Source organism: Aeromonas finlandensis (genome assembly GCF_000764645.1).
Taxonomy (GTDB): Bacteria; Pseudomonadota; Gammaproteobacteria; order Enterobacterales; family Aeromonadaceae; genus Aeromonas; species Aeromonas finlandensis.
Genome location: NZ_JRGK01000040.1, coordinates 1 through 20,932 on the forward strand (window position 1 = coordinate 1; position 20,932 = coordinate 20,932).

Here is a 20,932-nt window from a genome sequence, read left to right on the forward strand (position 1 = left end):
CTGCTGACGTGCGCTATGTGCTGATCGGCCGGGAAGATGGCAAGGCAGAGTGGCTCGATACCCAAAGCGGCCGTCGCCTGCAGTTTCTGGGGCACACCGAGCAGGTCAATACAGTGGATCTCTCCGCCAACGGTCGCTATGCCCTGACCGGCGGCAACGACTACAGCGCCTATCTGTGGGATACCCGCAGCGGGCAGGTGATCTGGCGCTTCAACCATGGTGGCCGGGTGATCATGGCCAGACTGGAACCGAGCGGCCGCTACGCCTTCACCGCCGACAGCAGCCGGGCCAGCATCTGGGATCTGAAAACCGGCAAGGAGGTAAGCCAGCTGCAATATGATCACCGCTTTGAGGTCTACACCAGCGCCCGCTTTGCCAACGATGGCAAGTGGCTCATCACCGGCGCCCCCTCTCGCCAGCTCTCCTTGTGGCAGGTGAGCGATGGTGCCCTGCTGCAGAGCTGGCGCGTCTCGCCCCATCCCAAGGTGAAACCGCCCAGCGCAGTGGTCTACGGCGTCGCTTTGCGCGACAATAGCCACCTTGTCAGTGCCAGCTCCAGTGGTCTGGCCGAAATCTGGACAATCAAGTAAGGACCCGAAGGCCCATGAGTCAGCAACTTAACGATCGCATCGAAACCCTGGAAACCCGTCTCGCCTATGCGGAGTACACCATAGAGCAACTCAACGACGAGGTAACCACCCAGGGCCGTGAACTCGATCGACTCAAATACCAGATCCAGCTGCTGATCGACAAACTGCAAAGCGTACAGCCCAGCCAGATTGCCAGCATGGCTGAAGAGACACCGCCGCCGCACTACTGATCCGGCGCTATCTCTGGTCAGGCAAGATGGCCCCCAGTCATCAGCCAATAAAAAACCCGCGATTATCGCGGGTTTTTTATCATCGGCATGGCCGTGATCAGTGGTGATGGCCCTTGCCACCACAACCGCCACCACCGCAGCAGCCGCCCTTACCCTGACCATCAGCATGGTCGTCACCGTGGTCGTGGCCATGATCGTGACCAGCACCACCACAGCAACCGCCCTGGCCGTGATCGTCATCATGGTCGTGACCGTGACCGCCACAGCAGCCACCGTGATCGTGGTCATGACCGTGATCGTGACCACAACCACCTTCACCGTGAACGTGGCCGTGAGCCAGCTCTTCGGCTGTGGCAGCGCGCACATCCTTGATCTCGACCTTGAAGCCCAGAGTCACGCCAGCCAGCGGATGGTTGCCATCCACTTTGACGAACTCTTCGGATACTTCAACCACGGTCACCGGACGGTGGCCATCGTCGGTTTCAGCCACAAAAGTATCCCCTTCGGAGACTTCCATGCCGTCGAACAGCTCGCCCGGTACTTCTTGTACCAGCGTCTCGTCATATTCGCCGTAGGCTTGGCTCGGTGCCAGTGTCACTTCGAAGGCTTCACCTACCGCGCGACCTTCCAGCTCGGCTTCCAGGCCAGAGACCAGATAACGGGTGCCGTGCAGATAGACCAGCGGCTCTTTGCCGACAGTGCTGTCGATGACTTCACCGTGCTCGTCGGTGACTGTGTATTCCAGCGTAACCACGCTCAGAGGAGCTACTTTCATGTCAGGATCCTGCGGATAGAAAAAAACGGGCTCAGAATACCCTAAAAAGCGGGCCGCGCATATGCCGTGCCACGCCACAGGGTGATGAAAAAAACGGCAACAGCATCAGCGCGGATACTGGCATCTCGCCAGCCGTTGCGTCATCAGGGACGAAACACCCCGATCACCTCTTCCGCCTCGCGGGTCAGCTTGTCGACCTCGGCAGGCGTTTGCACCTGGGTGTCACCACAGGCGACGCAGGTCACCTTCTCGACTCCATGCTCCAGATACAGCATCATGTTGTCCATCTTGCCGCACGCCGGGCAGACAGCACCGGCAATGAAGCGTTTTTTACGTCTGGTTTCCATATTTGTTACCTCCAGGCAGCATCATATCAGGGTTTTTACATGCATCACGCCATCGAGTACCACCATTTTTCCTGCCAGGGCCTGCACGCCGGCAACCGCAAACGGACCCCGATCGGGCAGCTGTTGCGGATCACCCGGGGCGCCGCGCTGCTGAGACTGGGCCAGCATGAGCTGTTATTGCCTGCAGGCAGCAGCTTCTGGCTCTGCGCCGATGCCCTGGCCGCATTCAGCCCTCTCAGCGGTTGTCACTACGATCGGCTAAGCGTTTCGCTGCGGGTTGATCAGCCGCAACAGGCCGGGTGGCTACAGGCAACACCGCTGCTCAATGCCCTGCTCGATTCGCAGGCCCGGTGGCAACGACCACAAGAGTGGCAAGGGGCCTACGGTCAGCGACTGCAGGTGATCCTGGATGAGCTGCAACAGTGCGCCATCAGCCAGCAGGGACACAGTGATCTGCAAGCACGCTGGCAAGCGCTGGCCAATGGCCAGCCAGAGGGTCTGCAACAGTGGACACAACTGGTCGAACCGCCTGTGGAAGGGTCTGCACTGCAACAGCAGTGGCAACTGCTGCAGGCACTCAGACTGCTCAAGGGCGGCAGCAAACCCGCCCAGGTGGCCGGCAAGCTGGGCTATGCCGATGAGGCCGCATTGCAAGCCGCCAGCCAGCAGTGGGGCGTCATTCTGGATAGCGACAAATAGCCGAATGTCGGGGTGAACGCGCCAATGAAATTGGCTGAATGAGTCCAGTTTTTTGCCTGCGGGCCGTTAACAAGGGAGGGCCATTCCCCCTGTAATCCTTTATGCTAAAGACTTGAAGTGACTGCCAACGTTTCGACCAACAGGACATCTGCCATGACGAGCAAAGCCAATCAATCCCAGGGCATGTTGCTGTTCCATCTTTCAGCCAAACAATCCTTTGCCATCGGCACCCTCAAGGTAAAGGAGATCGTCCCCTACACCCAGCTGACGGCGATGCCGCACTCGCACCCGACCGTGCTGGGGGCCGCCAATATGCGCGGCTCCACCATTCCGGTGATCGACATGGCGATGGCGGTGGGTTATCGCCCCATCAGCAAGGAGGAGATGCCCCACTGCTTCATCATCATCACCGACTGCCGCCGCACTCTGGTGGGCTTTCTGGTACGGGGCATCGACAAGATCACCGAGTGCAACTGGCGCGATATCGGCTCTCCTCCCCCCGCCCTCGGCCAAAATGTGTTCGTAACCGGTGTCACCCGGGTCAATGATCAGCTGATCCAGCTGCTGGATGTGGAGCTGATCCTCTCCCGGGTCTATCCGGATGACCCGAGCCACCTCTATCCGGTGCTGACCGATGTGCAGCGTGAGCGGATCAAGCCAATGCGGATCCTGCTGGTCGACGACTCCTCGGTCGCCCGCCGTCAACTGATGGCGGCGCTGGACTACATCAATATCCCCTATGAGGTCTGCACCAATGGCAAGGATGCACTGGCCCTGATGCAGGAGCGGGCGAGCCAGAAGACCCCCATCGACATTCTGGTGAGCGATATCGAGATGCCGGGACTCGATGGCTATGAGTTGGCCTTCGAGGTGCAAAGCGACAGCAAACTGGCGGGGGCCTACATCATCCTGCACACCTCGCTCTCCAGCGAGATTAGCGTGGAACGGGCCCATCAGGTGGGTGCCCATGAGGCGCTGACCAAGTTCGAGGCCAATGAGCTGATCCAGGCCATGCTGCGCGGCGCCGAACATCACGATCATCTGCTCAAATAAGCAAATCAATGACTGGCGAGAGGAGAGGTCCTCCCGCCCTCTTTTATCTTCGACCCAAACCGACTGACGCCATGCTGACCGAGAGCCACTTCCACGCCCCCTGGTGGGCACGCAATCCTCATCTGCAGACCATATTGCCCAAATGGTTGCGCCGCACGCCTGCCCGTTTTGTGGCGGAGCGGTTTGAACTGCAGGATGGGGACTTTGTCGACCTCGCCTGGAGCGGGGAGATCCGTGTTGATGAGCGGCCGCTGGTGGTGGTGTTTCATGGACTGGAGGGGAGCATTCACTCCCACTATGCCAAGGGATTGTTCGCCCATCTGCAGCAAGAGGGCCGGGAGGCAGTGCTGATGCACTTTCGCGGTTGCAGCGGCGAGCCCAATCGCCACCTGCAGGCCTATCACTCAGGCGCCATCGGGGATGCACAGGAGCTGATTGCCGAGCTGAGCCAGCGCTTCCCGGGCAAACCGCTGATCGCCATCGGCTTTTCGCTCGGTGGCAATATGCTGGTCAATCTGCTGGCGCGAGCCTGCCCTGCGGCACTGCAAGCGGCGGTGGTGGTCTCTGCCCCGCTGCAACTGGCGAGCTGTGCCGAGCGGGTCAATCAGGGTTTCTCGAAGGTCTATCAGAACTACCTGCTGCGTACCATGCGCCGCAACCTGCTCAGCAAGATCCGCCACCAGCAGAAAGCGAGCGAACGCTGGCAACCCGGACAGGTGGAGCGCATTGCCACCCTGCGCGAATTCGACGAACAGGTCACCGCGCCTCTGCACGGTTTTCACAACGCCAGCCACTACTACCAGAGCTGTTCCGGTCTGCCCCTGCTGAGCCAGATCCCGATACCGACCCTGGTCATTCACGCCGCTGACGATCCCTTTATGTCACACGCCGTCATCCCCCGGCCGGAACAACTCTCGCCCATGGTGCGCTATGAGCTGAGCCAGCGCGGCGGCCATGTCGGTTTTCTGCACGGCACGCCTTGGCGGCCACGCTTCTGGCTGGACGAGCGGATCAGTCGCTGGGTTGCCGAACAGAGTCACTCTGCAACACAGAACTTATTGCGCCCCGACTCCTTGGCCCGATAGAGCGCCTGATCGGCCCGCTCCAGCAGCTGGTTAGCCCCTTCGCCGGACACAGTGCTGGCAATCCCCTGACTCACAGTCACCCAGGGGGCAATATCTGACGCCAGATGTTCCAGTTGCAGGCTGGCCAAGCCGTCTTGCAGCCGCTGCGCCACGCTGGCCGCTGCCTGACGGTCTGTGTTGGGCAGTAGCAGCACAAACTCCTCTCCGCCATAGCGGGCCACCAGATCAAACGGCGTGCGAACCGCACGGTTGAGCGCTTGTGCCACCTCCTTGAGGCAAATATCCCCCACCTGATGGCCGTAGTGGTCGTTGAAGCGCTTGAAATAATCCACATCGATCAGGATGAGCGAGAGCGGGGCGCCGTTTTCCTGGCTATGGGCCTGCGCTCGCTCCAACTCGATATTGAAATGCCGTCGGTTGGCGACACAAGTCAGAGGATCTTGCTTGGCGAGCTGATCAAGTTGGCGCAGCAGCGTCAGATTTTCATGCTCCCGCACGATCGCCAGCTCAAACCAGCGGTGCAGCATGCGGCGGCCAACCTCCAACACCACCAGACCACAACCCAATCCCAACATGTATAACTGCGGAAAATCTACTCGCAGGTAAAGCTCATTCCATATCCCTAACAGCAATGAGCCAAACACGTACCCGTAAAATACCTTCCACGAAGGATAGAAAGCGATCATCGCGGCTAACAGGTTGAGGCGCATGATGCCATTTGAAAAACTGAGCCCGCCTCGCAGCTCGACCTGCCCCAACGTATAAAGATGAACCGCCCACACACAACCCCAGCCAAGGTTGATCAGAGAGGCTGCCCGCAGCCAGGCCCTGTCATTGAGATAATCGCAGAACAACCCGATGACAGGCAGCAGCAACAGCACCACCATGACAAAGCCCAACTCACTCTGAAAACGCCATGGAAGAGAGCTATCACTGGCCAGACCGGCCTGTCGATAAACCTCGTAGCGTATCGCAAGAAACATCACCATCAGCCATTGCAATAACCAGAACCACACCATACCGCGCGCAATCGCGTGCCGGCGCGCCTGATCAAGGTGGGCAACCAGCGTTGGCGGTGTACTCAGTTGCGCAGCAGACAGCATGCACGGACTCCAAAGAAAATAAAAAGGTTGCACTGACGGGATTCAACACAACAATAGCCTGACGATCACCTCTTTTGCTGTGAGACCTTTAAATGATCATTCCCTGGCAAGAACTGGACGGCGACACCCTGACCAACCTGATCGAGCACTTTGTGCTGCAGGAGGGAACCGAGTATGGGGAGCAGGATGTGCCGCTTGGCGTCAAAGTCGACGCGGTAAGAGAGCAATTACAGCAAGGCAAGGCGGTCATCGTCTATAGCGAACTGCATGAATCGGTGAATATCGTGATGAAGGATCGCTTCATCGACCAGCCTTGACCAAACCGAAAGTCTGACCTTATAACGGAACTCCCAAGGAAGAGAGAATCCCATGTCGGCCAAGCACCCTATTATTGCAGTCACCGGTTCGTCCGGTGCCGGCACCTCCACCTCTACCAATGCCTTTCGCTCCATGTTTCATCAACTGGGTTATACGGCGGCGGTAGTGGAAGGTGACAGTTTTCACCGCTACACCCGACCGGAGATGGATGTGGCGATCCGCAAGGCGCGCGAACAGGGGCGCCATATCAGCTATTTCGGGCCGGAGGCCAATGATTTCGGGCTGCTGGAGAGCTTCTTTCAGGGCTATGGGCATGATGGCACCGGCCAATATCGCCGCTATCTGCACAGCTTCGACGAAGCGGTCCCCTTCAACCAGATGCCCGGCACCTTTACCCCCTGGCAGCATCTGCCCAGCGACACGGATTTGCTGTTCTATGAAGGGCTGCACGGCGGTGTGGTCACTGAGGATCATAATGTGGCACGCCACGTGGACTTTCTGATCGGCGTGGTACCCATCGTCAATCTGGAGTGGATCCAGAAGCTTATTCGCGATACCTCGGAGCGGGGACACTCCCGCGAGGCGGTGACCGACTCCATCGTTCGCTCCATGGATGACTACATCAACTTCATCACCCCGCAATTTTCGCGCACCCATATCAACTTCCAGCGGGTACCAACGGTAGATACCTCCAACCCCTTCAGCGCCAAGGTGATCCCGAGTCTGGACGAGAGTATGCTGGTGATCCGGTTTCGCGGCATCAAGCAGGTCGATTTTCCCTACCTGCTGTCGATGATCGACGGCTCATTCATGTCGCGGATGAACACCATCGTGGTACCGGGCGGCAAGATGGGCTTTGCGATGGAGCTGATCCTCAAGCCTCTTATCCAGCAACTGCTCGAAACCGGCAAAATAACCTGACACAAAGGAGCTCACAATGCGGTTTGCCTCTCTCTCTGTGGTGCTGCTTGCCCTGCTGGGCGGTTGCAGCAGCGGACCGTCAGCTCCCACGCTGGAAGCTGGCACCATGGTGGTGCGCTCATTGGGCAGCTGGACTTATGGCGCCACCCCGCGTTATGCCCTGGCCGAGCAGTACCAGTTTGCCGGCGAACGGGCTGAAGGGTGGCTGGAGCCGATGCAACAGGCCGTCAGCCAGCAGCTCAATGGTCGGGGATGGCAGAGCGTGCCTCTTGATGAGGCAGATCTCTGGATTGCCATCGGCGTGGCGGGTGGCAAGGATATCAGCGATGACCAGATATTCTCCCGCCTCGGCATGACCCCGGGGGTACAAGCCTCGCCCGATGAGCACAAGGGCACCCTGGTCATTGCGTTGCTCGACCGGAAAACCCAGAAGGCCGTCTGGGGCAGCGTCATCTCGCTAGCCAGCGATGCGCCCGTTGCCGAGAGCCAGCGCCAAGCGCTCAGCCACCTATTGGCAGCAAAACTGCTGGGATCTGTGCCGACCCACTGATGCTGCCATCATGACGTTGACCAGACGACATCAATAAAAAGAGCGGCTTGCCGAATGACAAGCCGCTCTTTTTGATCTGCTACTCCTTGCCGGAGCGGAGAGGGATGACTCACCCCATCATGACAACCCGGCGATTTATTTGAGCTTGCAGGTCAGTAGTGTGACCCCTTTCTGGCTCAGGATCGCCTGCTTGTCCTGATTCCAGAAGGTGGTGACGCTGTCGGAATATTTGGCGCCAGACTCCGACTCTACCCGAGCCAGCTTGTGATAAACCCCGGCATAGGGGAACTGCACCATGTCAGCCTGGGCATCATAGGTGATGGCCAGCACCTCTTCGCCGCACTGGTATTGGCTGTACTGATACTGGGTGGGCTGTGGACTGGTACATGCAGCCAGACCCAGCAGGGGAAGCAGAGCGATCATTTTTTTCATTGCACTTTCCTTATGTAATGGCCTTGTGCAGTGGCCTTGCGTGACGGCCTTATGCCAGGGCTCCAACGAAACAATCGTCAGTTATCAAGCTTCAACAATTTGATAACTATGAGTAATTTGTACCGCTTTTTCCAACATCAGGGACACAGAACAGTATTTATCCATCGACAGGTCCACCGCTCTGGCGACCTGCTTATCCGCCAAGTTGCTGCCCGTCACCACAAAGTGCAGGTTAATCTTTTCAAACACCCGGGGCACACTCTCCACCCGCTCGCCACAAACGTCAACATGACAAGCGGTCACCGACTGGCGCGCCTTCTCGAGGATGGAGACCACATCGATGGAGCTGCAGCCACCGACCGCCAGCAGGATCATCTCCATCGGGCTGGCCCCCTCACCCGGATTGGCGCCATCCAGGATCACCTGGTGACCGGACTCGCTCTCCCCCACAAATTTCATCCCTTCGACCCAGCTGACCTTGGCTTTCATCTCACTCATCCTCGTGTTATCGCCATGTTTATGATGTACCTAGCATACCCCAGCCATCCGGCAAGCGGCATCTCCCTGCCACCCGTTTCATGAGGAGGGGCGCGATAGTTGGGATGGAAATAGATCAAAATCAACATCTCCGACCTCTATCTTCCCTAGAATGGCCAAAGCGGCGCAGTAGGCATTACTCAAAGGGCTCTTCCAAAAGCCCGCAAAGCCTTGTCAGCACAGGCAAAGGCTCTTATCCTACTGCGACTAATACAAGGAATGGCAAGATTGGCAGCTTGCCCGGACGCACAAGTCCATAAAAAGACACTACAGAGGAATTCTCATGGTTATTGGCAAACCGCAAAGCGATCCCACCCTGGAATGGTTCTTGTCGCACTGCCACATTCATAAGTATCCCGCCAAGAGCACCCTGATCCATGCGGGTGAAAAAGCGGAGACCCTCTACTACATCGTCAAGGGCACTGTGGCCGTCTTGATCAAGGACGATGAGGGCAAAGAGATGATCCTCTCCTATCTGAACCAGGGCGACTTCCTGGGCGAGATGGGGATGTTCGAAGAGAACGAGAATCCGGAGCGCTCCGCCTGGGTTCGTGCCAAGGGCTCCTGCGAAGTCGCAGAGATCTCCTACAAAAAGTTCCGCCAGCTGATCCAGGTCAACCCGGACATTCTGCTGCGCCTTTCTGGTCAGATGGCCAAGCGCCTGCAGCACACCAGCCAGAAAGTGGGTAACCTCGCCTTCCTGGATGTGACCGGCCGGATCGCCCAAACCCTGCTCAACCTGGCCAAGCAGCCGGATGCCATGACTCACCCGGATGGCATGCAGATCAAGATCACCCGTCAGGAGATCGGCCAGATCGTCGGCTGCTCCCGTGAAACCGTGGGCCGCATCCTCAAGATGCTGGAAGAGCAGGAGCTCATCTCTGCTCACGGCAAGACCATAGTGGTATTCGGCACCCGCTGATGACCCATCCGATGGCCTGATAAAGGCCACGGGACAAAAAAGGCTGCTACGGCAGCCTTTTTTGATCCTCTTCCCTATAATACCGAACGCCCTTCCCCGTACCTGCGTTCGCCAAGAGAGTTTCTATGCACCTTCAATGTCCACGTTGCCGCAGCCCGCTCCACCTTCATGAAGCGTCCAAGGGGCACTATTGCGACAACAAACACCACTTTGATCCGGCACCGGAAGGTTATCTGGATCTGATCCCCGGCAAGAAGAACCCCAAAGACAGCGACAGTCGCGCCCTGATGCGTGCCAAACACCATTTTCTGGAAGCGGGACATCAACTGCCGTTGGTCGAAGCGATCACCACCCTGCTGGCGCCTCTGCCGCCACAAGAGCTGATCCACCTGGGATGTGGTGAAGGGTACTACTGTCGGGCACTGTCGGCACGGCTGCCCGGCTGGCAATTTGCTGGCATCGATATCGCCAAGAACACCATCTTCGCAGCCAACAAGGCCCAACCGGATGCCAGCTTTGTCATCGCCGATCCGGCCAGAGCCCCGCTGCAACCCGGCACTGCACAGGTATTGCTGGTCAACGATCTCAAGATCAGGAGCGAACAGCTGGCCGACTGGCTCGCCCCCGGTGGCTATCTGCTCTATCTGCAGCCAGGCCCCCGTCATCAGTGGCAACTGCGGGTCAGCCTGAACCCGGTGAGTATGGAACACCCCCTCAGCTGGCCAACCCTCGCAGGATTGACAGCGCTGGGACAACAACGCTGCCAATTCTCCCTCACTCTGGATCAGCACATGCGCAGTTTTATTCTGGACACCAGCCGCCTCGGCTGGCGCGCGACCGCTGAACAACGTCACGCCTTTATCCAGCAGGGCCCGGATGAGCTGGAACAGGATCTGTTGCTGACCCTGTGGCAAAAGCCCGCCTGAAATCTGATAGCCGGTGGTCACCTGATGCCAGTGTGACCACCTAACGACAAAAACTAACACTTTGATTATTAAATAAAAAACAAGACAACCTTCATGCTCGCCAATGATGACAATATTGTCATCAACTGGTAACCCGCCCCTGATTCAGCTCCAGTCAAGGTTAATGCCTCTACCTTGTCCCCATCGGCTCTAATCCGATCACGAACCAACAAGGACCGGTACAGGTCCAAGTGTTTACATCAGAGGAATAAAGCATATGAAAAAGTCTGCACTGACTATTGCCATCTCCAGCCTGCTGCTGGCCAGCGGCGCCCATGCTGCTACCGTCTACAACCAGAACGATACCAAGCTGGAGATCGGTGGCCGTGCGCAAGGTGCTTACTACGGTACTGACAACAACGCAGCCGAAGGAGATCAGAGCTATTTCCGTGTAAACATGCGCGGCGAGACCAAGATTGCCCCCGAAATGAAGGCGTTCGGTTTTGCCGAGTACAACCTGCCGACCTCCGGTTCCGATAACGATGAACTGCGTTATGCCTACGCTGGCATCAAGCACGACCGTTTCGGCGCATTCAGCTACGGTCGTCAGGATGGCCTGTTTGGTATCGTGAACGACTACACCGACGTACTGCCCGAGTGGGGCGGTGACGGCCTGGGTAAAGGCACCGAAGTATTCGGTACCGGCCGCACCAACGGCGTAGCCAAGTACATGTTCAACCAGAACGGTCTGACCCTGGGTGCCCAGTTCACTGGTAACAACACTGCCCAGAATGCTGATCGCTCCCTGACCTCTTGGTCAAAAGGTTCCAAAGAAGGCTTTGCAGTAGCTGCTGCTTATGACTTCGATATGGGCCTGGGTCTGTCCGCTGCCTACAACCAGGCTGGCAAAACTGCAGACCAGGTTAAATTTGCAGCCTTCGGTGCTGACAGCGATGCCAAACTGATGGGCTTCGGTGCCAAATATGCATCTGGCAACCTCTACCTGGCTGCTACCTATGCTCACGGTGAAGATCACATCTTCGTCAAGAACGGCTATGCCGAGAAGAGCGATGGTTACGAAGCGGTAGCCCAGTACACCATCGGCAAGTTCAAGCCATCCCTGGCTTACCTGCGCACCGACGTGAAGAATGACACCAATATCAGCTTCGATGACACCCTGACCGAATACGTATCCATCGGTGCCTGGTACAACTTCACCGAGAACTTCAATGCCTACGTTGACTACAAGGTCAACCTGCTGGACGACGGTGCGGTTTCCGGCACCAGCAAACTGGGCCAGAACACTGACGACGTAGTTGGTGTGGCTCTGCAGTACAACTTCTAAGGATTTAGAAGTCAGTTATACCCTGTGATACCAATGTCTACTGTTTGAATTACTTCCGGCCGCTCTGCGGCCGGTTTTTTTATTGCGCCTTTTCAGCACCTTGCATATAACTATCGAGCGGATTGCTGGCAATATCTGCACGTTTGGCAGAGATGGCTCAAAGGAGTAATTCACGGATGACACGACAGCGCAGGAATAATATTGGCTTGCAAGGATGGTGGTTACTGTGGAGCTTGCTGCTGGGCACCCTCATAGCGAGCGCTCCGGCCCACGCCAGCGGGGATCAGACGCTTTACCGTCAGCTGGGTCTGGCGGGCAAACTCGACAAACAGACCTTTCGTCAGGCACTCAACAGCTATCAAAGCGTGCGCCACAAGCGCAAATCCATTCTCACCATCATTGACTACAGCAAGCCCTCCACCCAGCGCAGGCTGTTTGTCATCGACATGAAACGCCACAAGCTGCTCTATCACACCTGGGTCAGCCATGGTCGCAACTCCGGCGAGCTGGAGGCAGAACGCTTTTCCAACCAGCTCAACTCCCGGCAAAGCTCCCTCGGGGTCTATCGCACGGCGGAGACCTATCTGGGCAAGCACGGTTACTCCCTGCGACTGGATGGCCTCACCCCCGGCCAGAACAGCAATGCCCGCAAACGTGCCATCGTGGTGCATGGCGCCACCTATGCCAGCCCGACCCATCTGCGCAAATATGACAAGCTGGGCCGCAGTTGGGGCTGCCCCGCCCTGCCTCAGGAGCAGGCCAGAGCCATCATAGATACCATCAAGGGGGGGAGTGTCATCTACGCCCACGGTTAGAAAAGGCAAGGCCAGCTGTCGCTGGCCTTGTTTATTACGCTTATCGCACTAAACGGGGCGCGTTATTGACGCACCACCAGTACAGGGCAGGGTGCATGACGCACCACAGATTCTGCAACACTGCCGACCAGCAGATGGCTGATCCCGGAGCGACCGTGGCTACCCATCACAATCAGCTCAACCTCATCCCCCTTGGCCTGAAGGATGATCTCATCTGCCGCACGGCCAAACCGGATATCAAAGGTTGCGGGGATGGGAAGCGTGGCGATCAGCTCTTTCAGCTGGGCTCTGGCCTGGCGTTCCATTTCATGGGTGATCTCGACTGCGGTCATATGAAGAATTTTGTAGCTGTCAAAACCGTGCAGTTGATCAACCACGTGGATCAGCTTGAGCTGGGCCTGATGGCTCTGCGCCATAAATACGGCATAGTCGAGTACTGCCCGGGACATTTGGGAAAAATCGACAGGACATAGCAGAGTTTTTATCGATGGCATAATGCAGTCTCCTCTACTGATTGGGGTACTATTGAATCTTTCCCCGATCATAACAACCCGACTGCAAATAACCCTCGACCCTGTCGCAAAATAAAGCATTAGCGCTTTTTTCTATAGGCCACCACGATAGAGGCCATGGTATAAAACAGGTTATCTGCTTCTTCACTCCTGCTTGCGCGAGGCCAGCACTGACCATGCTACGCATCGGTTGTCTGTTGCTCTGTTGTTTGTGCGGCGCTGTTAACTGCCGCGCAGAGTCCATCCAGGTCTATTGCGATGACTGGCCCGGCTTTTGCCAACCAGATGGCAAGGGCATTTATCTCGATCTGGTGCGCGCTATCTACCAACCCCACGGTTATCAGGTCATCCCCCATATCGTGCCTTATAAACGGGCTCTGGCGGTGATTGCCCAACAAGGGGGGGATATGGCGATGGGCGTCTATCAAGACGAACTGGCAGGTGTGCGGCAACCTGATTATCCCGCCTCGGCCGACGATCTGACGGTACTGATGCTCAAGCAGTGGCAACCCCAATGGCAGGGGGAAAAGAGCCTGCAGGGACAATCTGTACTATGGCGACGTGGCTGGGCGTTCGATAAATATATTCCGGTCACCATGCAGTGGCATGAAGTCGACAGCCATGAACTGGCGCTCCAATTGCTCGACAAAGGGCGCTATCGCTATTACCTGACCGCTGGCGTGCTCTACGCGGCCGATGACACCCCAGCCAATATGTATCGTACCTTCCTGCGCTGGATCCCGACCTACCCTATTTTTGCCGACACCCAACAAGGGGAGAGAATATTGCAACTCTGGGATCAAGGGATGGTGAAGCTGATCCGCAATGGCACCCTGGCCGATATCTATAAGCGCTATCAGCTCTATGACTACTATCGCGGCTTTATCGACGCGCAAGAGCAGAAAGTCAGGGAAGATCGCAACTAATGCAGCGATAGCAAGAAACGTAGTGAATTGTCCCGAGGGTTGGCCGATAGCAGGAGTCATTCATAAAAATCCTCAAGGAGACGGCATGCAAATTTCCTTACCATCCTCCGCTATCGGTCACAGCGATCCAGCCGCCATAGGCAGCAAGCAATCTGGCGAACCCCAAGGAAAAATTGCGCAATTGCAGGCCAGGGCGGCAAAAATTCAAAAGCAGATCAGCGCCCTGACAAAACCCAATGGGGATGATGCGCCAACTGATAAAGAGTCCGCAAAACTCCGACAAGAGCAGATAAAAGTGCTGCAACAACAGTTGGCACTGATCATGGCTGACATCGCTCGGCTGCAAGCTGAAAACGCCAAGAAAGCAGGAGCAGACGGCAAGGAAGAACCAGAGCTTCCGGCGGCATCTGCCTCCAGCAAGCTGCCAATGAACAGCACGTTCTCCATTGCGGTTTGACGGCCCTTGACCGTTCCACGGCTCAGGGCTGCCGGTATCCCTTCGCCAACCGATCATAGAGGATCACATTGACCGAAGCGGCCAGATTCATGCAGCCCTGGGTCGGCACATAGACCACATCTTTTACCGCCCCGTAGAGCGCGGGATCCAGGGTGCCATCCTCAGGCCCGAAGATATAGAAGGCGCGCTCGGGATGCACATAGTCAGGGAGTGGCGTGGCGCCGTCGATCAGATCAACCACCACGGGGACGCACCCTTCCGGCATGAATGCCAGCAGATCATCGACGCCGAGCAACGGGATCTTCTCCACCATCTGCTTGGTGTCGGTAGCAAAGCGACGCGCCAGCTCGAAGCGGTTACCTGTGTAGTAAACCTCGTCCACGCCGTAGCAACCGGCCGCCCGCATCACGGAACCGACATTTTCCGGGGACTTGGGATTGACCAGCCCCACGCAGCACAAACCTCGCGTTTTCATCACTTCTCCTTATGTTACGACGGCCATTATAAGCAGCAATACTGAACCCCACTCGCAAAAAGTCCGCAATCCATCCTGAACTCAACATCCCCGGTCACAGATGATGATTTTTTGTGCGCCAGCAGACAATTTTTATACAACCCGATAGCGGGCAAACGTTTACCTGAAATAATAGACAAACGTTTGCAAATGGATGTTTGTCTATGACTGAGCGTGAACAAGAGATCCTCGCCCTGCTGCGTCAGGATCCCATGATTGCCCAGCAGGATCTGGCCGATCGCCTCGGCATCAGCCGCTCCGCACTGGCCAGCCACATCTCCAGCCTGATCCGGCAGGGGTATGTGCAGGGCAGAGGTTATGTGTTGCGAGAAGGCCCCTACGTGGTGGTGATCGGCGGTGCCAATATGGATATTTGCGGCACCAGCCACGACAACCTGCTGCTCGGCGACTCCAATCCGGGCAAGGTGCGCACCTCGGCGGGCGGTGTCGGCCGCAATATCGCCGAGAATCTGGCGCGGCTGGGCAGCGATACCCGGCTGCTGACTGCGGTCGGCAACGACCAGTATGGCCACCACCTATTGGAAGTGAGCCAGCGGGCTGGCGTCGATGTACGCCAGACCCTGGTGCTCGATGGCCACACCACCTCCTGCTATCTGAGCCTGCATGATGGCAGCGGCGAAATGAGCTGCGCCATCAACGACATGGCCATCATCGAGCAGCTCACCCCTGCCCGCCTGACCCCGCTCGGGGGCTTTCTCGGCGGAGCCCGACTCTGGGTACTCGATACCAATCTGGCCATCCACACTCTCGACTGGCTGTTCGAGCGGCAGGGAGAGCACGTCATCTTTGTCGATACCGTCTCGGTGGCCAAGGTGGAGAAGATCCGCCCCTGGCTTGGCAAGATCCACACCCTCAAACCCAATCGCAGCGAGGCAGAGCAGCTGTGCGGTATGACCATCGCCGGGCCCGAAACCTGGCCCATGGCGGCCGCCTGGTTCCACCGCGCCGGGGTCAAGCGGCTGTTCCTCAGCCTGGGTGAACAGGGGATCTTCTACAGCGATGGCGAGCAACAGGGCCACCTGCCGGTACTGGGCAGTCCGGTGCTCAACGTCACCGGCGGCGGGGATGCCTTTATGGCCGGTCTCGCCCACGCCTGGCTGCAAGCGCTCGACATAGCCCAAACCACCCGCTTTGCCCTGGGCTGCGCCGCCCTCACCGTCAATTGTTCCGATACCGTGTTTTCCGGTCTGAGCAAGACCGCCGTTGACCGCATACTGGAGGAGTACTCATGCTGAACCCTTACCTCGATATCCAACCGGAAGTTGCTGCCGCGCTGGCCGCTGGTAAACCGGTGGTCGCCCTCGAATCCACCATCATCTCCCACGGTATGCCCTATCCGCAGAACGTGGAGACGGCCCGTCAGGTGGAGCAGGTGGTGCGCGATAACGGCGCCATTCCGGCCACCATCGCCATCCTCGACGGCCGCCTCAAGGTGGGTCTGGATGCAGGGGCGCTGGAAGCGCTGGGCCGGGCTGGCCACGACGTGACCAAGTGCAGCCGTCGCGACATCCCGTTCGTGCTGGCGCGCAAGGGGATGGGGGCCACCACGGTCGCCTCCACCATGATCATCGCCGCCATGGCGGGGATCCGGGTCTTTGCCACCGGTGGCATTGGCGGGGTACATCGCGGCGCGCAGGAGACCTTCGATATCTCGGCGGATCTGCAGGAGCTGGCGCAGACGCCGGTCGCCGTGGTCTGTGCGGGGGCCAAGTCGATCCTCGATATCGGGCTGACCCTGGAATATCTGGAGACGCAAGGGGTGCCGGTGATCGGCTATCAAACGGGCGAGCTGCCCGCCTTCTACACCCGCGAGAGCGGCTTCAAGGTTGATTATCGACTGGAGAGTCCGGCAGCCATCGCCGAGGCGTTGCGCCTCAAGTGGGAGCTGGGACTGGCGGGCGGCGCCGTGGTGGCCAATCCCATCCCGACCGCACACGCCATGCCTAAAGCCGATATCGACGCAGCCATTGCCCAAGCGCTGCATGAAGCGGATGAGCAGGGGATCAAGGGCAAGGCATCTACCCCCTTCCTGCTGGCCCGCGTCTGCGAGCTGACCGGCGGCAACTCACTCGCCGCCAATATCCAGCTGGTGCTGAACAACGCTGCCCTCGGCGCCCGCATCGCCGCAGCATTGTAAGCAAGCCCAAATGAAAGGAGGGCCCTGTTGGCCCTCCTGATGTCACATGTTCTTGATCTCGTTGCCGATGCCCTTGACGGTATCGCGCGTGCCGTGACCTATCTCCTTGGTCACATCTCGGGTCGTATGACCTATCTCCCGGGTGACATCGCGGGAGGTATGGCCAATCGTTCGGCCAACCCCCTTCATCTCGGCACACCCCGCCAGCAACACACCTGCAATCAACAGAACGGTTTTCATCTGTACAGTGCTCACGTTTGTCACTTCTCCTGGCGTTATCACAATGGCTTGGCAACCAGCAGGGTATGGCCCGGTCCCGGAATGTCGTGATCATCCTCGACATGGAACTCGGCTTCACGCAGGCACTGGTACAACTCCTTGGAGTGGTAGAAGCGGCTGTTGCCATTAGCCAGAGAGGTAAAGTAGAGGGAGGTAGCATTGAGACTGAAGCTCGCTGCCTCGAACGGCTGTCGATCCCAAAAGAGCTCCAGGATACACAACCTGGCCCCCTCCTTCATGTTGCTCCGTATCCGCCGCAGCATGGCGACAATCTCGTCGTGGCTGAAGCAGTCGAGAAACTGGCTCATCCACCAGATGTCCGCCTCACCGGGCAGCGCTTGCTCCGACAGCAGATTGACAGGATAACCGTGCACCCGCTCGGCCAGCCCGGCAGCCCGGATCTGCTCGCTGGCCATGGCGATCTGCTCGGGCAGATCGAGAATGGTCACCTGCAACTCGGGACTGCGCTGGGCGCACGAGATAGCCCACTTGCCGGTATTTCCCCCCAGATCGTAGATATGGCTCGGCTCATATCCGAGTACCAGATCCTGCGCCTGCTTGAACGCCCAATCCGAATAGAAGTGATCAAAACGGAACCAGCTGCTTCGTGCCGGCTCCGGCAGATCCTTCAGGTGGGCATAGAGATTTGACCAGTCGCCAAACTCCTTGAGCCCGGCAGGCGTGCCGCTTTCGATGGCCTGTTGCAGATGGGCAAGGGGCTTGTAACAGACGTGCTGGACAAAATCCATGTTGACCCGGGTCATGGGGTCACTCAGCAGATAGTGGCCCACCTTGTCCAGCTGGTAGCACTCTCCGTTGAGGTGACAGATGCCGCCACCCAGCCCCATGTCGAGCAGCACGCTCACCGCATACTCGGTCAAGCCGGTCGCCTCGGCGATCTGCGCTGCGGTCGCCCCCTGCCGCTCTTTGGCAAGAAACGCCAGAATGCCAAACTCGCGCAAACTCCAGGCAGCCTGAAACAGCATGGGAGCAAAGGCGATACGCTGGGCCTGGCTGATGGCATCCAGTGCGTTATAACGATCCGACTGATAGTGATTCAAAATAAACCGACCTTACTTGTTACTGCTGGCGCGTTTCAGCTCAAGTTGAATTTCCTGGTTCAGACCGTTAATCCAGCGGTTATAGGTACGGTGGATTTTTCCTTTACCTTTGTCATTTAAATTGACACTGCTCACATAATTAATGGAATAGTTAGTGGTGTTATAAGGAATGCTGATATTAGCCTGATGCTGACGAACCTGAATATGACCCGTAATTAACCCTGGACGCTCTTCACGCATGATCCAGGTCTTGCTCACACCGGCATTAATAATGGCGCGAGAAACATCCTGTTCGCTGAGGTTGGGCGGAACCAGACTATTGGTCATATTCATGACCGGCCGGGAAGTTGAACAGCCAGCAACCAGCACCAGCGTTAATGCGCCAAGAATAATTTTGAGCATCTTCATTTTTTGTAACCTTTTGTAATTGGAACCTGTCAAAGCCGACCCAATGAGACAATAAAATGTGTGTCCTTTCAATAAATAAAGGTGAAGGTGAATACTTTCTTTATAGTTGCAACTTGCGTCACTGCTTGCCCCTGTTCTTGATGTGAAATGGTGGTAATATGCACATCCTATTCAAATCCTTAACTGGAGCTTAATCGCCTCTGCGAACGTGATCGAGCCTCCCTGTTAGCATCATCCTGTCAAGGTCATTTCGTGTACAAGAACCCCTCTTTTTCCATCGTTGAAAGCTGCGCGCTGGCGCCGGGTCTCTCCACCCGGGAGCAGTGGCTTGCATGGATGGCGGAGGGCACCATGCCAGCACAAATGCCATTGACCACACCCCACATCCCGATGATGGTGGCACGGCGTATGAGCCTGGGTGGACGCCTCGCCGTGGAGGTGGCGCTCGATATGATGTCGCGCCATGCCGTCGAGGGGGCCGTGTTTGCCAGCCGCCACGGGGAGCTGGAACGCTCCATCGGCTTGCTGACGGCACTGGCACAGGCGCGCAGCCTCTCTCCTACCGATTTCTCCCAATCCGTACACAACACGGCCGCCGGACTCACCTCCATTCAGGGCAAGCACGCCATCCCCATGAGCTCGCTGGCAGCCGGTAGCGGCACGTTTGCCGCCGCCCTGCAGGAGGCCATCGGCATGCTCGCCGACGGTATGGAGCGGGTACTGGTGGTGGCCTTTGAGGGGTCGCTGCCGACATTTAACCAACCCTGGCTTGGCGATGAACCGCCGCCCCATGCGGTGGCGCTGTTGCTGAGTCAGGGCGATGAATGGCAGGGGGACGCAGTGGCGACGGACGCTGGCGCAACCGGCAAGAGCGGCGCGCTCGATTGCTGGCGCGCCTTGCTGACCGACACGCCGCAATTTCGGATTTCCGACGGTCGCAGGGAGTGGCTATGGCAGCGAAATTGAATCAGTGCTGGCGCCTGTTTGGCACCATGCTGGGTTTTACTCTGTTCGGAATTGGCTGCCTGTTGCTGACGCTGGTCTGGTTTCCACTGCTCTGGTTATTTGTGCGCGGTGAAACACGTCGCCACCTTGCCCAGAGCACCATCAGAATAAGTTTTCGTTTCTTCCTTAATGTGCTCAAGCAATTAAGGGTGCTGGATTATCGCTTCACCAATATGCCCCAACAATTGAGCGGCGTATTGGTATTGGCCAACCACCCCAGCCTGCTCGATTATGTATTGCTGGCAGCCCACATGCCGGAGTGTGACTGTATTGTCAAAGAGGCGCTCTGGCATAATCCGTTTGTCGCCGGTATCGTGCGGGCCGCCGGTTATATTCCCAATGCTGCGGCCGAAACATTATTGCCGGTCTGTTGTGAACGCCTGCAGCAAGGCGCGGTATTGCTGGTCTTCCCGGAAGGCACCCGCACAACCCCCGGCGAGCCGCTGCAACTGCAGCGCGGCGCCGCCCATCTGGCGGTGCGTTGCCAGGCCAAGCTGCAACCGGTTCGCATTCACTGCTCGGCCCCGTTTCTGACCAAACAGCACAAATGGTTCAAGGTGCCGGAGCACAAGCCACTCTTTACGGTAGAGTTTCTGCCTCAGTGTCTGGCTCGGGATCTGCTCCCGCGCGAAGAGAGCCCTTCGCTGGCCGCGCGCCATCTCACTCACTATTTCAAACGGGTATTGAGCCCGGCCCAATCAGCCCCTGTATGGACTCAAGATGCAACAAACATTAACTGAAGAAATCAAACAACTGATCATCGACAGCCTCAACCTTGAAGGCATGACGACTGCCGATATCGACACCGACGCCCCGCTCTTCAACGACGGCCTCGGGCTCGACTCCATCGATGCGCTGGAGCTGGGACTGGCTATCAAGGGACGCTACGGCATCGTGCTCTCGGCTGATGACGAGAATACCCGTCGTCACTTCGCCTCTGTTGCAGCCCTGGCTGCCCTCGTCAACCAACAGCGGGGATAATCAC

29 protein-coding genes are annotated in these 20,932 nt (G+C 57.6%); 19 read left to right on the forward strand and 10 right to left on the reverse strand.

Annotated features, from left to right (window positions below):
- On the forward strand, nucleotides 1–590 hold a 590-nt coding region (locus LD28_RS0105275; protein ID WP_033135962.1), incomplete at its 5' end, for a WD40 repeat domain-containing protein.
- Nucleotides 591–604: 14 nt separating this feature from the next.
- Nucleotides 605–820, forward strand: a complete 216-nt coding sequence (locus LD28_RS0105280) for a SlyX family protein (RefSeq protein ID WP_005335285.1) — start codon at nucleotides 605–607, stop codon at nucleotides 818–820.
- A gap of 97 nt (nucleotides 821–917) precedes the next feature.
- Here the strand turns inward: LD28_RS0105280 and slyD are convergent, their stop codons facing one another.
- Together slyD and LD28_RS0105290 are read right to left on the reverse strand one after the other, a co-directional pair.
- Nucleotides 918–1,595, reverse strand: coding sequence for a peptidylprolyl isomerase (gene slyD / locus LD28_RS0105285; RefSeq protein WP_033135963.1), 678 nt, complete (start codon nucleotides 1,593–1,595; stop codon nucleotides 918–920).
- A gap of 143 nt (nucleotides 1,596–1,738) precedes the next feature.
- Nucleotides 1,739–1,942, reverse strand: coding sequence for a YheV family putative zinc ribbon protein (locus tag LD28_RS0105290; protein WP_033135964.1), 204 nt, complete (start codon nucleotides 1,940–1,942; stop codon nucleotides 1,739–1,741).
- A gap of 39 nt (nucleotides 1,943–1,981) precedes the next feature.
- Between LD28_RS0105290 and LD28_RS0105295 the strand changes: the two genes are divergently transcribed.
- The 3 genes from LD28_RS0105295 to LD28_RS0105305 all read left to right on the forward strand — a co-directional run bounded on the left by LD28_RS0105295 (nucleotide 1,982) and on the right by LD28_RS0105305 (nucleotide 4,779).
- Nucleotides 1,982–2,641: a hypothetical protein gene (locus tag LD28_RS0105295; RefSeq protein ID WP_033135965.1), complete on the forward strand. Its 660-nt coding sequence runs from the start codon at nucleotides 1,982–1,984 to the stop codon at nucleotides 2,639–2,641.
- Nucleotides 2,642–2,794: 153 nt separating this feature from the next.
- Nucleotides 2,795–3,694 (forward strand): chemotaxis protein, encoded by a 900-nt coding sequence (locus tag LD28_RS0105300; protein WP_033135966.1) that lies wholly within the window; start codon nucleotides 2,795–2,797, stop codon nucleotides 3,692–3,694.
- Nucleotides 3,695–3,765: 71 nt separating this feature from the next.
- A complete protein-coding gene (locus LD28_RS0105305; RefSeq protein ID WP_033135967.1) occupies nucleotides 3,766–4,779 on the forward strand; it encodes a hydrolase in 1,014 nt (337 codons plus the stop codon).
- On the opposite strand, the gene LD28_RS0105310 is transcribed toward LD28_RS0105305, so the two are convergent.
- Entirely contained in the window at nucleotides 4,731–5,915 is a 1,185-nt protein-coding gene (locus LD28_RS0105310; protein ID WP_241462263.1) for a GGDEF domain-containing protein, read from the reverse strand. The two genes, LD28_RS0105305 and LD28_RS0105310, sit on opposite strands and share 49 nt — an antisense overlap.
- Nucleotides 5,916–5,974: 59 nt before the next feature.
- Between LD28_RS0105310 and LD28_RS0105315 the strand changes: the two genes are divergently transcribed.
- From LD28_RS0105315 to LD28_RS0105325, 3 genes are read left to right on the forward strand one after another with little or no spacing between them, the layout of a single operon-like run.
- The gene (locus LD28_RS0105315) at nucleotides 5,975–6,199 is read left to right on the forward strand and encodes a YheU family protein (RefSeq protein WP_033135969.1); all 225 of its coding nucleotides are present in this window, start codon (nucleotides 5,975–5,977) and stop codon (nucleotides 6,197–6,199) included.
- 52 nt (nucleotides 6,200–6,251) lie between these two features.
- Nucleotides 6,252–7,121, forward strand: a complete 870-nt coding sequence (locus LD28_RS0105320; protein WP_033135970.1) for a phosphoribulokinase — start codon at nucleotides 6,252–6,254, stop codon at nucleotides 7,119–7,121.
- A 16-nt stretch (nucleotides 7,122–7,137) separates the two neighbouring features.
- Nucleotides 7,138–7,671 carry a DUF4136 domain-containing protein gene (locus LD28_RS0105325; protein ID WP_033135971.1) on the forward strand — a complete coding sequence of 178 codons (534 nt, stop codon included), beginning with the start codon at nucleotides 7,138–7,140 and terminating at the stop codon, nucleotides 7,669–7,671.
- 135 nt (nucleotides 7,672–7,806) lie between these two features.
- Here LD28_RS0105325 and LD28_RS0105330 read toward each other — a convergent pair whose 3' ends face one another.
- Together LD28_RS0105330 and LD28_RS0105335 are read right to left on the reverse strand one after the other, a co-directional pair.
- Nucleotides 7,807–8,103 (reverse strand): MliC family protein, encoded by a 297-nt coding sequence (locus tag LD28_RS0105330; RefSeq protein ID WP_033135972.1) that lies wholly within the window; start codon nucleotides 8,101–8,103, stop codon nucleotides 7,807–7,809.
- A gap of 84 nt (nucleotides 8,104–8,187) precedes the next feature.
- On the reverse strand, nucleotides 8,188–8,592 hold the full coding sequence (locus tag LD28_RS0105335; protein WP_033135973.1) for an OsmC family protein: 405 nt from the start codon (nucleotides 8,590–8,592) through the stop codon (nucleotides 8,188–8,190).
- A 331-nt stretch (nucleotides 8,593–8,923) separates the two neighbouring features.
- On the opposite strand from LD28_RS0105335, the gene crp reads away from it, so the two are divergent.
- The 4 genes from crp (at nucleotide 8,924) to LD28_RS0105355 (ending at nucleotide 12,627) form a co-directional block, all read left to right on the forward strand.
- Entirely contained in the window at nucleotides 8,924–9,562 is a 639-nt protein-coding gene (crp, locus tag LD28_RS0105340; protein ID WP_033135974.1) for a cAMP-activated global transcriptional regulator CRP, read from the forward strand.
- A gap of 125 nt (nucleotides 9,563–9,687) precedes the next feature.
- Entirely contained in the window at nucleotides 9,688–10,488 is an 801-nt protein-coding gene (locus LD28_RS0105345) for a putative RNA methyltransferase (RefSeq protein ID WP_033135975.1), read from the forward strand.
- Nucleotides 10,489–10,744: 256 nt separating this feature from the next.
- A complete protein-coding gene (locus LD28_RS0105350) occupies nucleotides 10,745–11,812 on the forward strand; it encodes a porin (RefSeq protein ID WP_033135976.1) in 1,068 nt (355 codons plus the stop codon).
- A 176-nt stretch (nucleotides 11,813–11,988) separates the two neighbouring features.
- Complete coding sequence (locus LD28_RS0105355; RefSeq protein WP_033135977.1) at nucleotides 11,989–12,627, forward strand: murein L,D-transpeptidase catalytic domain family protein; 639 nt, start codon at nucleotides 11,989–11,991, stop codon at nucleotides 12,625–12,627.
- 62 nt (nucleotides 12,628–12,689) lie between these two features.
- Here the strand turns inward: LD28_RS0105355 and LD28_RS0105360 are convergent, their stop codons facing one another.
- Nucleotides 12,690–13,121 (reverse strand): universal stress protein, encoded by a 432-nt coding sequence (locus LD28_RS0105360; RefSeq protein WP_033135978.1) that lies wholly within the window; start codon nucleotides 13,119–13,121, stop codon nucleotides 12,690–12,692.
- 194 nt (nucleotides 13,122–13,315) lie between these two features.
- On the opposite strand from LD28_RS0105360, the gene LD28_RS0105365 reads away from it, so the two are divergent.
- Both LD28_RS0105365 and LD28_RS0105370 read left to right on the forward strand, forming a co-directional pair.
- The gene (locus tag LD28_RS0105365) at nucleotides 13,316–14,065 is read left to right on the forward strand and encodes a substrate-binding periplasmic protein (RefSeq protein ID WP_033135979.1); all 750 of its coding nucleotides are present in this window, start codon (nucleotides 13,316–13,318) and stop codon (nucleotides 14,063–14,065) included.
- Nucleotides 14,066–14,150: 85 nt separating this feature from the next.
- The gene (locus LD28_RS0105370; RefSeq protein WP_033135980.1) at nucleotides 14,151–14,522 is read left to right on the forward strand and encodes a FlxA-like family protein; all 372 of its coding nucleotides are present in this window, start codon (nucleotides 14,151–14,153) and stop codon (nucleotides 14,520–14,522) included.
- Between the two features lie 22 nt (nucleotides 14,523–14,544).
- On the opposite strand, the gene LD28_RS0105375 is transcribed toward LD28_RS0105370, so the two are convergent.
- Nucleotides 14,545–14,997 (reverse strand): RNA methyltransferase, encoded by a 453-nt coding sequence (locus LD28_RS0105375; RefSeq protein ID WP_033135981.1) that lies wholly within the window; start codon nucleotides 14,995–14,997, stop codon nucleotides 14,545–14,547.
- A 203-nt stretch (nucleotides 14,998–15,200) separates the two neighbouring features.
- On the opposite strand from LD28_RS0105375, the gene LD28_RS0105380 reads away from it, so the two are divergent.
- The gene (locus tag LD28_RS0105380) at nucleotides 15,201–16,292 is read left to right on the forward strand and encodes a PfkB family carbohydrate kinase (protein ID WP_033135982.1); all 1,092 of its coding nucleotides are present in this window, start codon (nucleotides 15,201–15,203) and stop codon (nucleotides 16,290–16,292) included.
- The gene (locus tag LD28_RS0105385) at nucleotides 16,286–17,194 is read left to right on the forward strand and encodes a pseudouridine-5'-phosphate glycosidase (RefSeq protein WP_033135983.1); all 909 of its coding nucleotides are present in this window, start codon (nucleotides 16,286–16,288) and stop codon (nucleotides 17,192–17,194) included. The genes LD28_RS0105380 and LD28_RS0105385 overlap by 7 nt, the downstream gene beginning before the upstream one ends.
- A gap of 42 nt (nucleotides 17,195–17,236) precedes the next feature.
- Here the strand turns inward: LD28_RS0105385 and LD28_RS0105390 are convergent, their stop codons facing one another.
- From LD28_RS0105390 to LD28_RS0105400, 3 genes are read right to left on the reverse strand one after another with little or no spacing between them, the layout of a single operon-like run.
- The gene (locus LD28_RS0105390) at nucleotides 17,237–17,434 is read right to left on the reverse strand and encodes a hypothetical protein (protein ID WP_033135984.1); all 198 of its coding nucleotides are present in this window, start codon (nucleotides 17,432–17,434) and stop codon (nucleotides 17,237–17,239) included.
- A gap of 38 nt (nucleotides 17,435–17,472) precedes the next feature.
- The gene (locus LD28_RS0105395; protein ID WP_033135985.1) at nucleotides 17,473–18,534 is read right to left on the reverse strand and encodes a methyltransferase; all 1,062 of its coding nucleotides are present in this window, start codon (nucleotides 18,532–18,534) and stop codon (nucleotides 17,473–17,475) included.
- A gap of 12 nt (nucleotides 18,535–18,546) precedes the next feature.
- On the reverse strand, nucleotides 18,547–18,942 hold the full coding sequence (locus LD28_RS0105400) for a lipoprotein (protein WP_033135986.1): 396 nt from the start codon (nucleotides 18,940–18,942) through the stop codon (nucleotides 18,547–18,549).
- Nucleotides 18,943–19,194: 252 nt separating this feature from the next.
- On the opposite strand from LD28_RS0105400, the gene LD28_RS0105405 reads away from it, so the two are divergent.
- From LD28_RS0105405 to LD28_RS0105415, 3 genes are read left to right on the forward strand one after another with little or no spacing between them, the layout of a single operon-like run.
- A complete protein-coding gene (locus tag LD28_RS0105405) occupies nucleotides 19,195–19,908 on the forward strand; it encodes a beta-ketoacyl synthase chain length factor (RefSeq protein WP_033135987.1) in 714 nt (237 codons plus the stop codon).
- The gene (locus tag LD28_RS0105410; protein ID WP_050514258.1) at nucleotides 19,893–20,687 is read left to right on the forward strand and encodes a lysophospholipid acyltransferase family protein; all 795 of its coding nucleotides are present in this window, start codon (nucleotides 19,893–19,895) and stop codon (nucleotides 20,685–20,687) included. Before LD28_RS0105405 ends, LD28_RS0105410 begins: the two co-directional genes overlap by 16 nt.
- On the forward strand, nucleotides 20,668–20,928 hold the full coding sequence (locus LD28_RS0105415) for a phosphopantetheine-binding protein (protein WP_033114590.1): 261 nt from the start codon (nucleotides 20,668–20,670) through the stop codon (nucleotides 20,926–20,928). The genes LD28_RS0105410 and LD28_RS0105415 overlap by 20 nt, the downstream gene beginning before the upstream one ends.
- Nucleotides 20,929–20,932: the final 4 nt, after the last annotated feature.

Coding starts and splice junctions, on each gene's coding strand:
- LD28_RS0105280 (WP_005335285.1), top strand. CDS start 605: ATGAGTCAGCAACTTAACGATCGCATCGAAACCCTGGAAACCCGTCTC.
- slyD (WP_033135963.1), bottom strand. CDS start 1,595: ATGAAAGTAGCTCCTCTGAGCGTGGTTACGCTGGAATACACAGTCACC.
- LD28_RS0105290 (WP_033135964.1), bottom strand. CDS start 1,942: ATGGAAACCAGACGTAAAAAACGCTTCATTGCCGGTGCTGTCTGCCCG.
- LD28_RS0105295 (WP_033135965.1), top strand. CDS start 1,982: ATGCATCACGCCATCGAGTACCACCATTTTTCCTGCCAGGGCCTGCAC.
- LD28_RS0105300 (WP_033135966.1), top strand. CDS start 2,795: ATGACGAGCAAAGCCAATCAATCCCAGGGCATGTTGCTGTTCCATCTT.
- LD28_RS0105305 (WP_033135967.1), top strand. CDS start 3,766: ATGCTGACCGAGAGCCACTTCCACGCCCCCTGGTGGGCACGCAATCCT.
- LD28_RS0105315 (WP_033135969.1), top strand. CDS start 5,975: ATGATCATTCCCTGGCAAGAACTGGACGGCGACACCCTGACCAACCTG.
- LD28_RS0105320 (WP_033135970.1), top strand. CDS start 6,252: ATGTCGGCCAAGCACCCTATTATTGCAGTCACCGGTTCGTCCGGTGCC.
- LD28_RS0105325 (WP_033135971.1), top strand. CDS start 7,138: ATGCGGTTTGCCTCTCTCTCTGTGGTGCTGCTTGCCCTGCTGGGCGGT.
- LD28_RS0105330 (WP_033135972.1), bottom strand. CDS start 8,103: ATGAAAAAAATGATCGCTCTGCTTCCCCTGCTGGGTCTGGCTGCATGT.
- LD28_RS0105335 (WP_033135973.1), bottom strand. CDS start 8,592: ATGAAAGCCAAGGTCAGCTGGGTCGAAGGGATGAAATTTGTGGGGGAG.
- crp (WP_033135974.1), top strand. CDS start 8,924: ATGGTTATTGGCAAACCGCAAAGCGATCCCACCCTGGAATGGTTCTTG.
- LD28_RS0105345 (WP_033135975.1), top strand. CDS start 9,688: ATGCACCTTCAATGTCCACGTTGCCGCAGCCCGCTCCACCTTCATGAA.
- LD28_RS0105350 (WP_033135976.1), top strand. CDS start 10,745: ATGAAAAAGTCTGCACTGACTATTGCCATCTCCAGCCTGCTGCTGGCC.
- LD28_RS0105355 (WP_033135977.1), top strand. CDS start 11,989: ATGACACGACAGCGCAGGAATAATATTGGCTTGCAAGGATGGTGGTTA.
- LD28_RS0105360 (WP_033135978.1), bottom strand. CDS start 13,121: ATGCCATCGATAAAAACTCTGCTATGTCCTGTCGATTTTTCCCAAATG.
- LD28_RS0105365 (WP_033135979.1), top strand. CDS start 13,316: ATGCTACGCATCGGTTGTCTGTTGCTCTGTTGTTTGTGCGGCGCTGTT.
- LD28_RS0105370 (WP_033135980.1), top strand. CDS start 14,151: ATGCAAATTTCCTTACCATCCTCCGCTATCGGTCACAGCGATCCAGCC.
- LD28_RS0105375 (WP_033135981.1), bottom strand. CDS start 14,997: ATGAAAACGCGAGGTTTGTGCTGCGTGGGGCTGGTCAATCCCAAGTCC.
- LD28_RS0105380 (WP_033135982.1), top strand. CDS start 15,201: ATGACTGAGCGTGAACAAGAGATCCTCGCCCTGCTGCGTCAGGATCCC.
- LD28_RS0105385 (WP_033135983.1), top strand. CDS start 16,286: ATGCTGAACCCTTACCTCGATATCCAACCGGAAGTTGCTGCCGCGCTG.
- LD28_RS0105390 (WP_033135984.1), bottom strand. CDS start 17,434: ATGAAAACCGTTCTGTTGATTGCAGGTGTGTTGCTGGCGGGGTGTGCC.
- LD28_RS0105400 (WP_033135986.1), bottom strand. CDS start 18,942: ATGAAGATGCTCAAAATTATTCTTGGCGCATTAACGCTGGTGCTGGTT.
- LD28_RS0105410 (WP_050514258.1), top strand. CDS start 19,893: ATGGCAGCGAAATTGAATCAGTGCTGGCGCCTGTTTGGCACCATGCTG.
- LD28_RS0105415 (WP_033114590.1), top strand. CDS start 20,668: ATGCAACAAACATTAACTGAAGAAATCAAACAACTGATCATCGACAGC.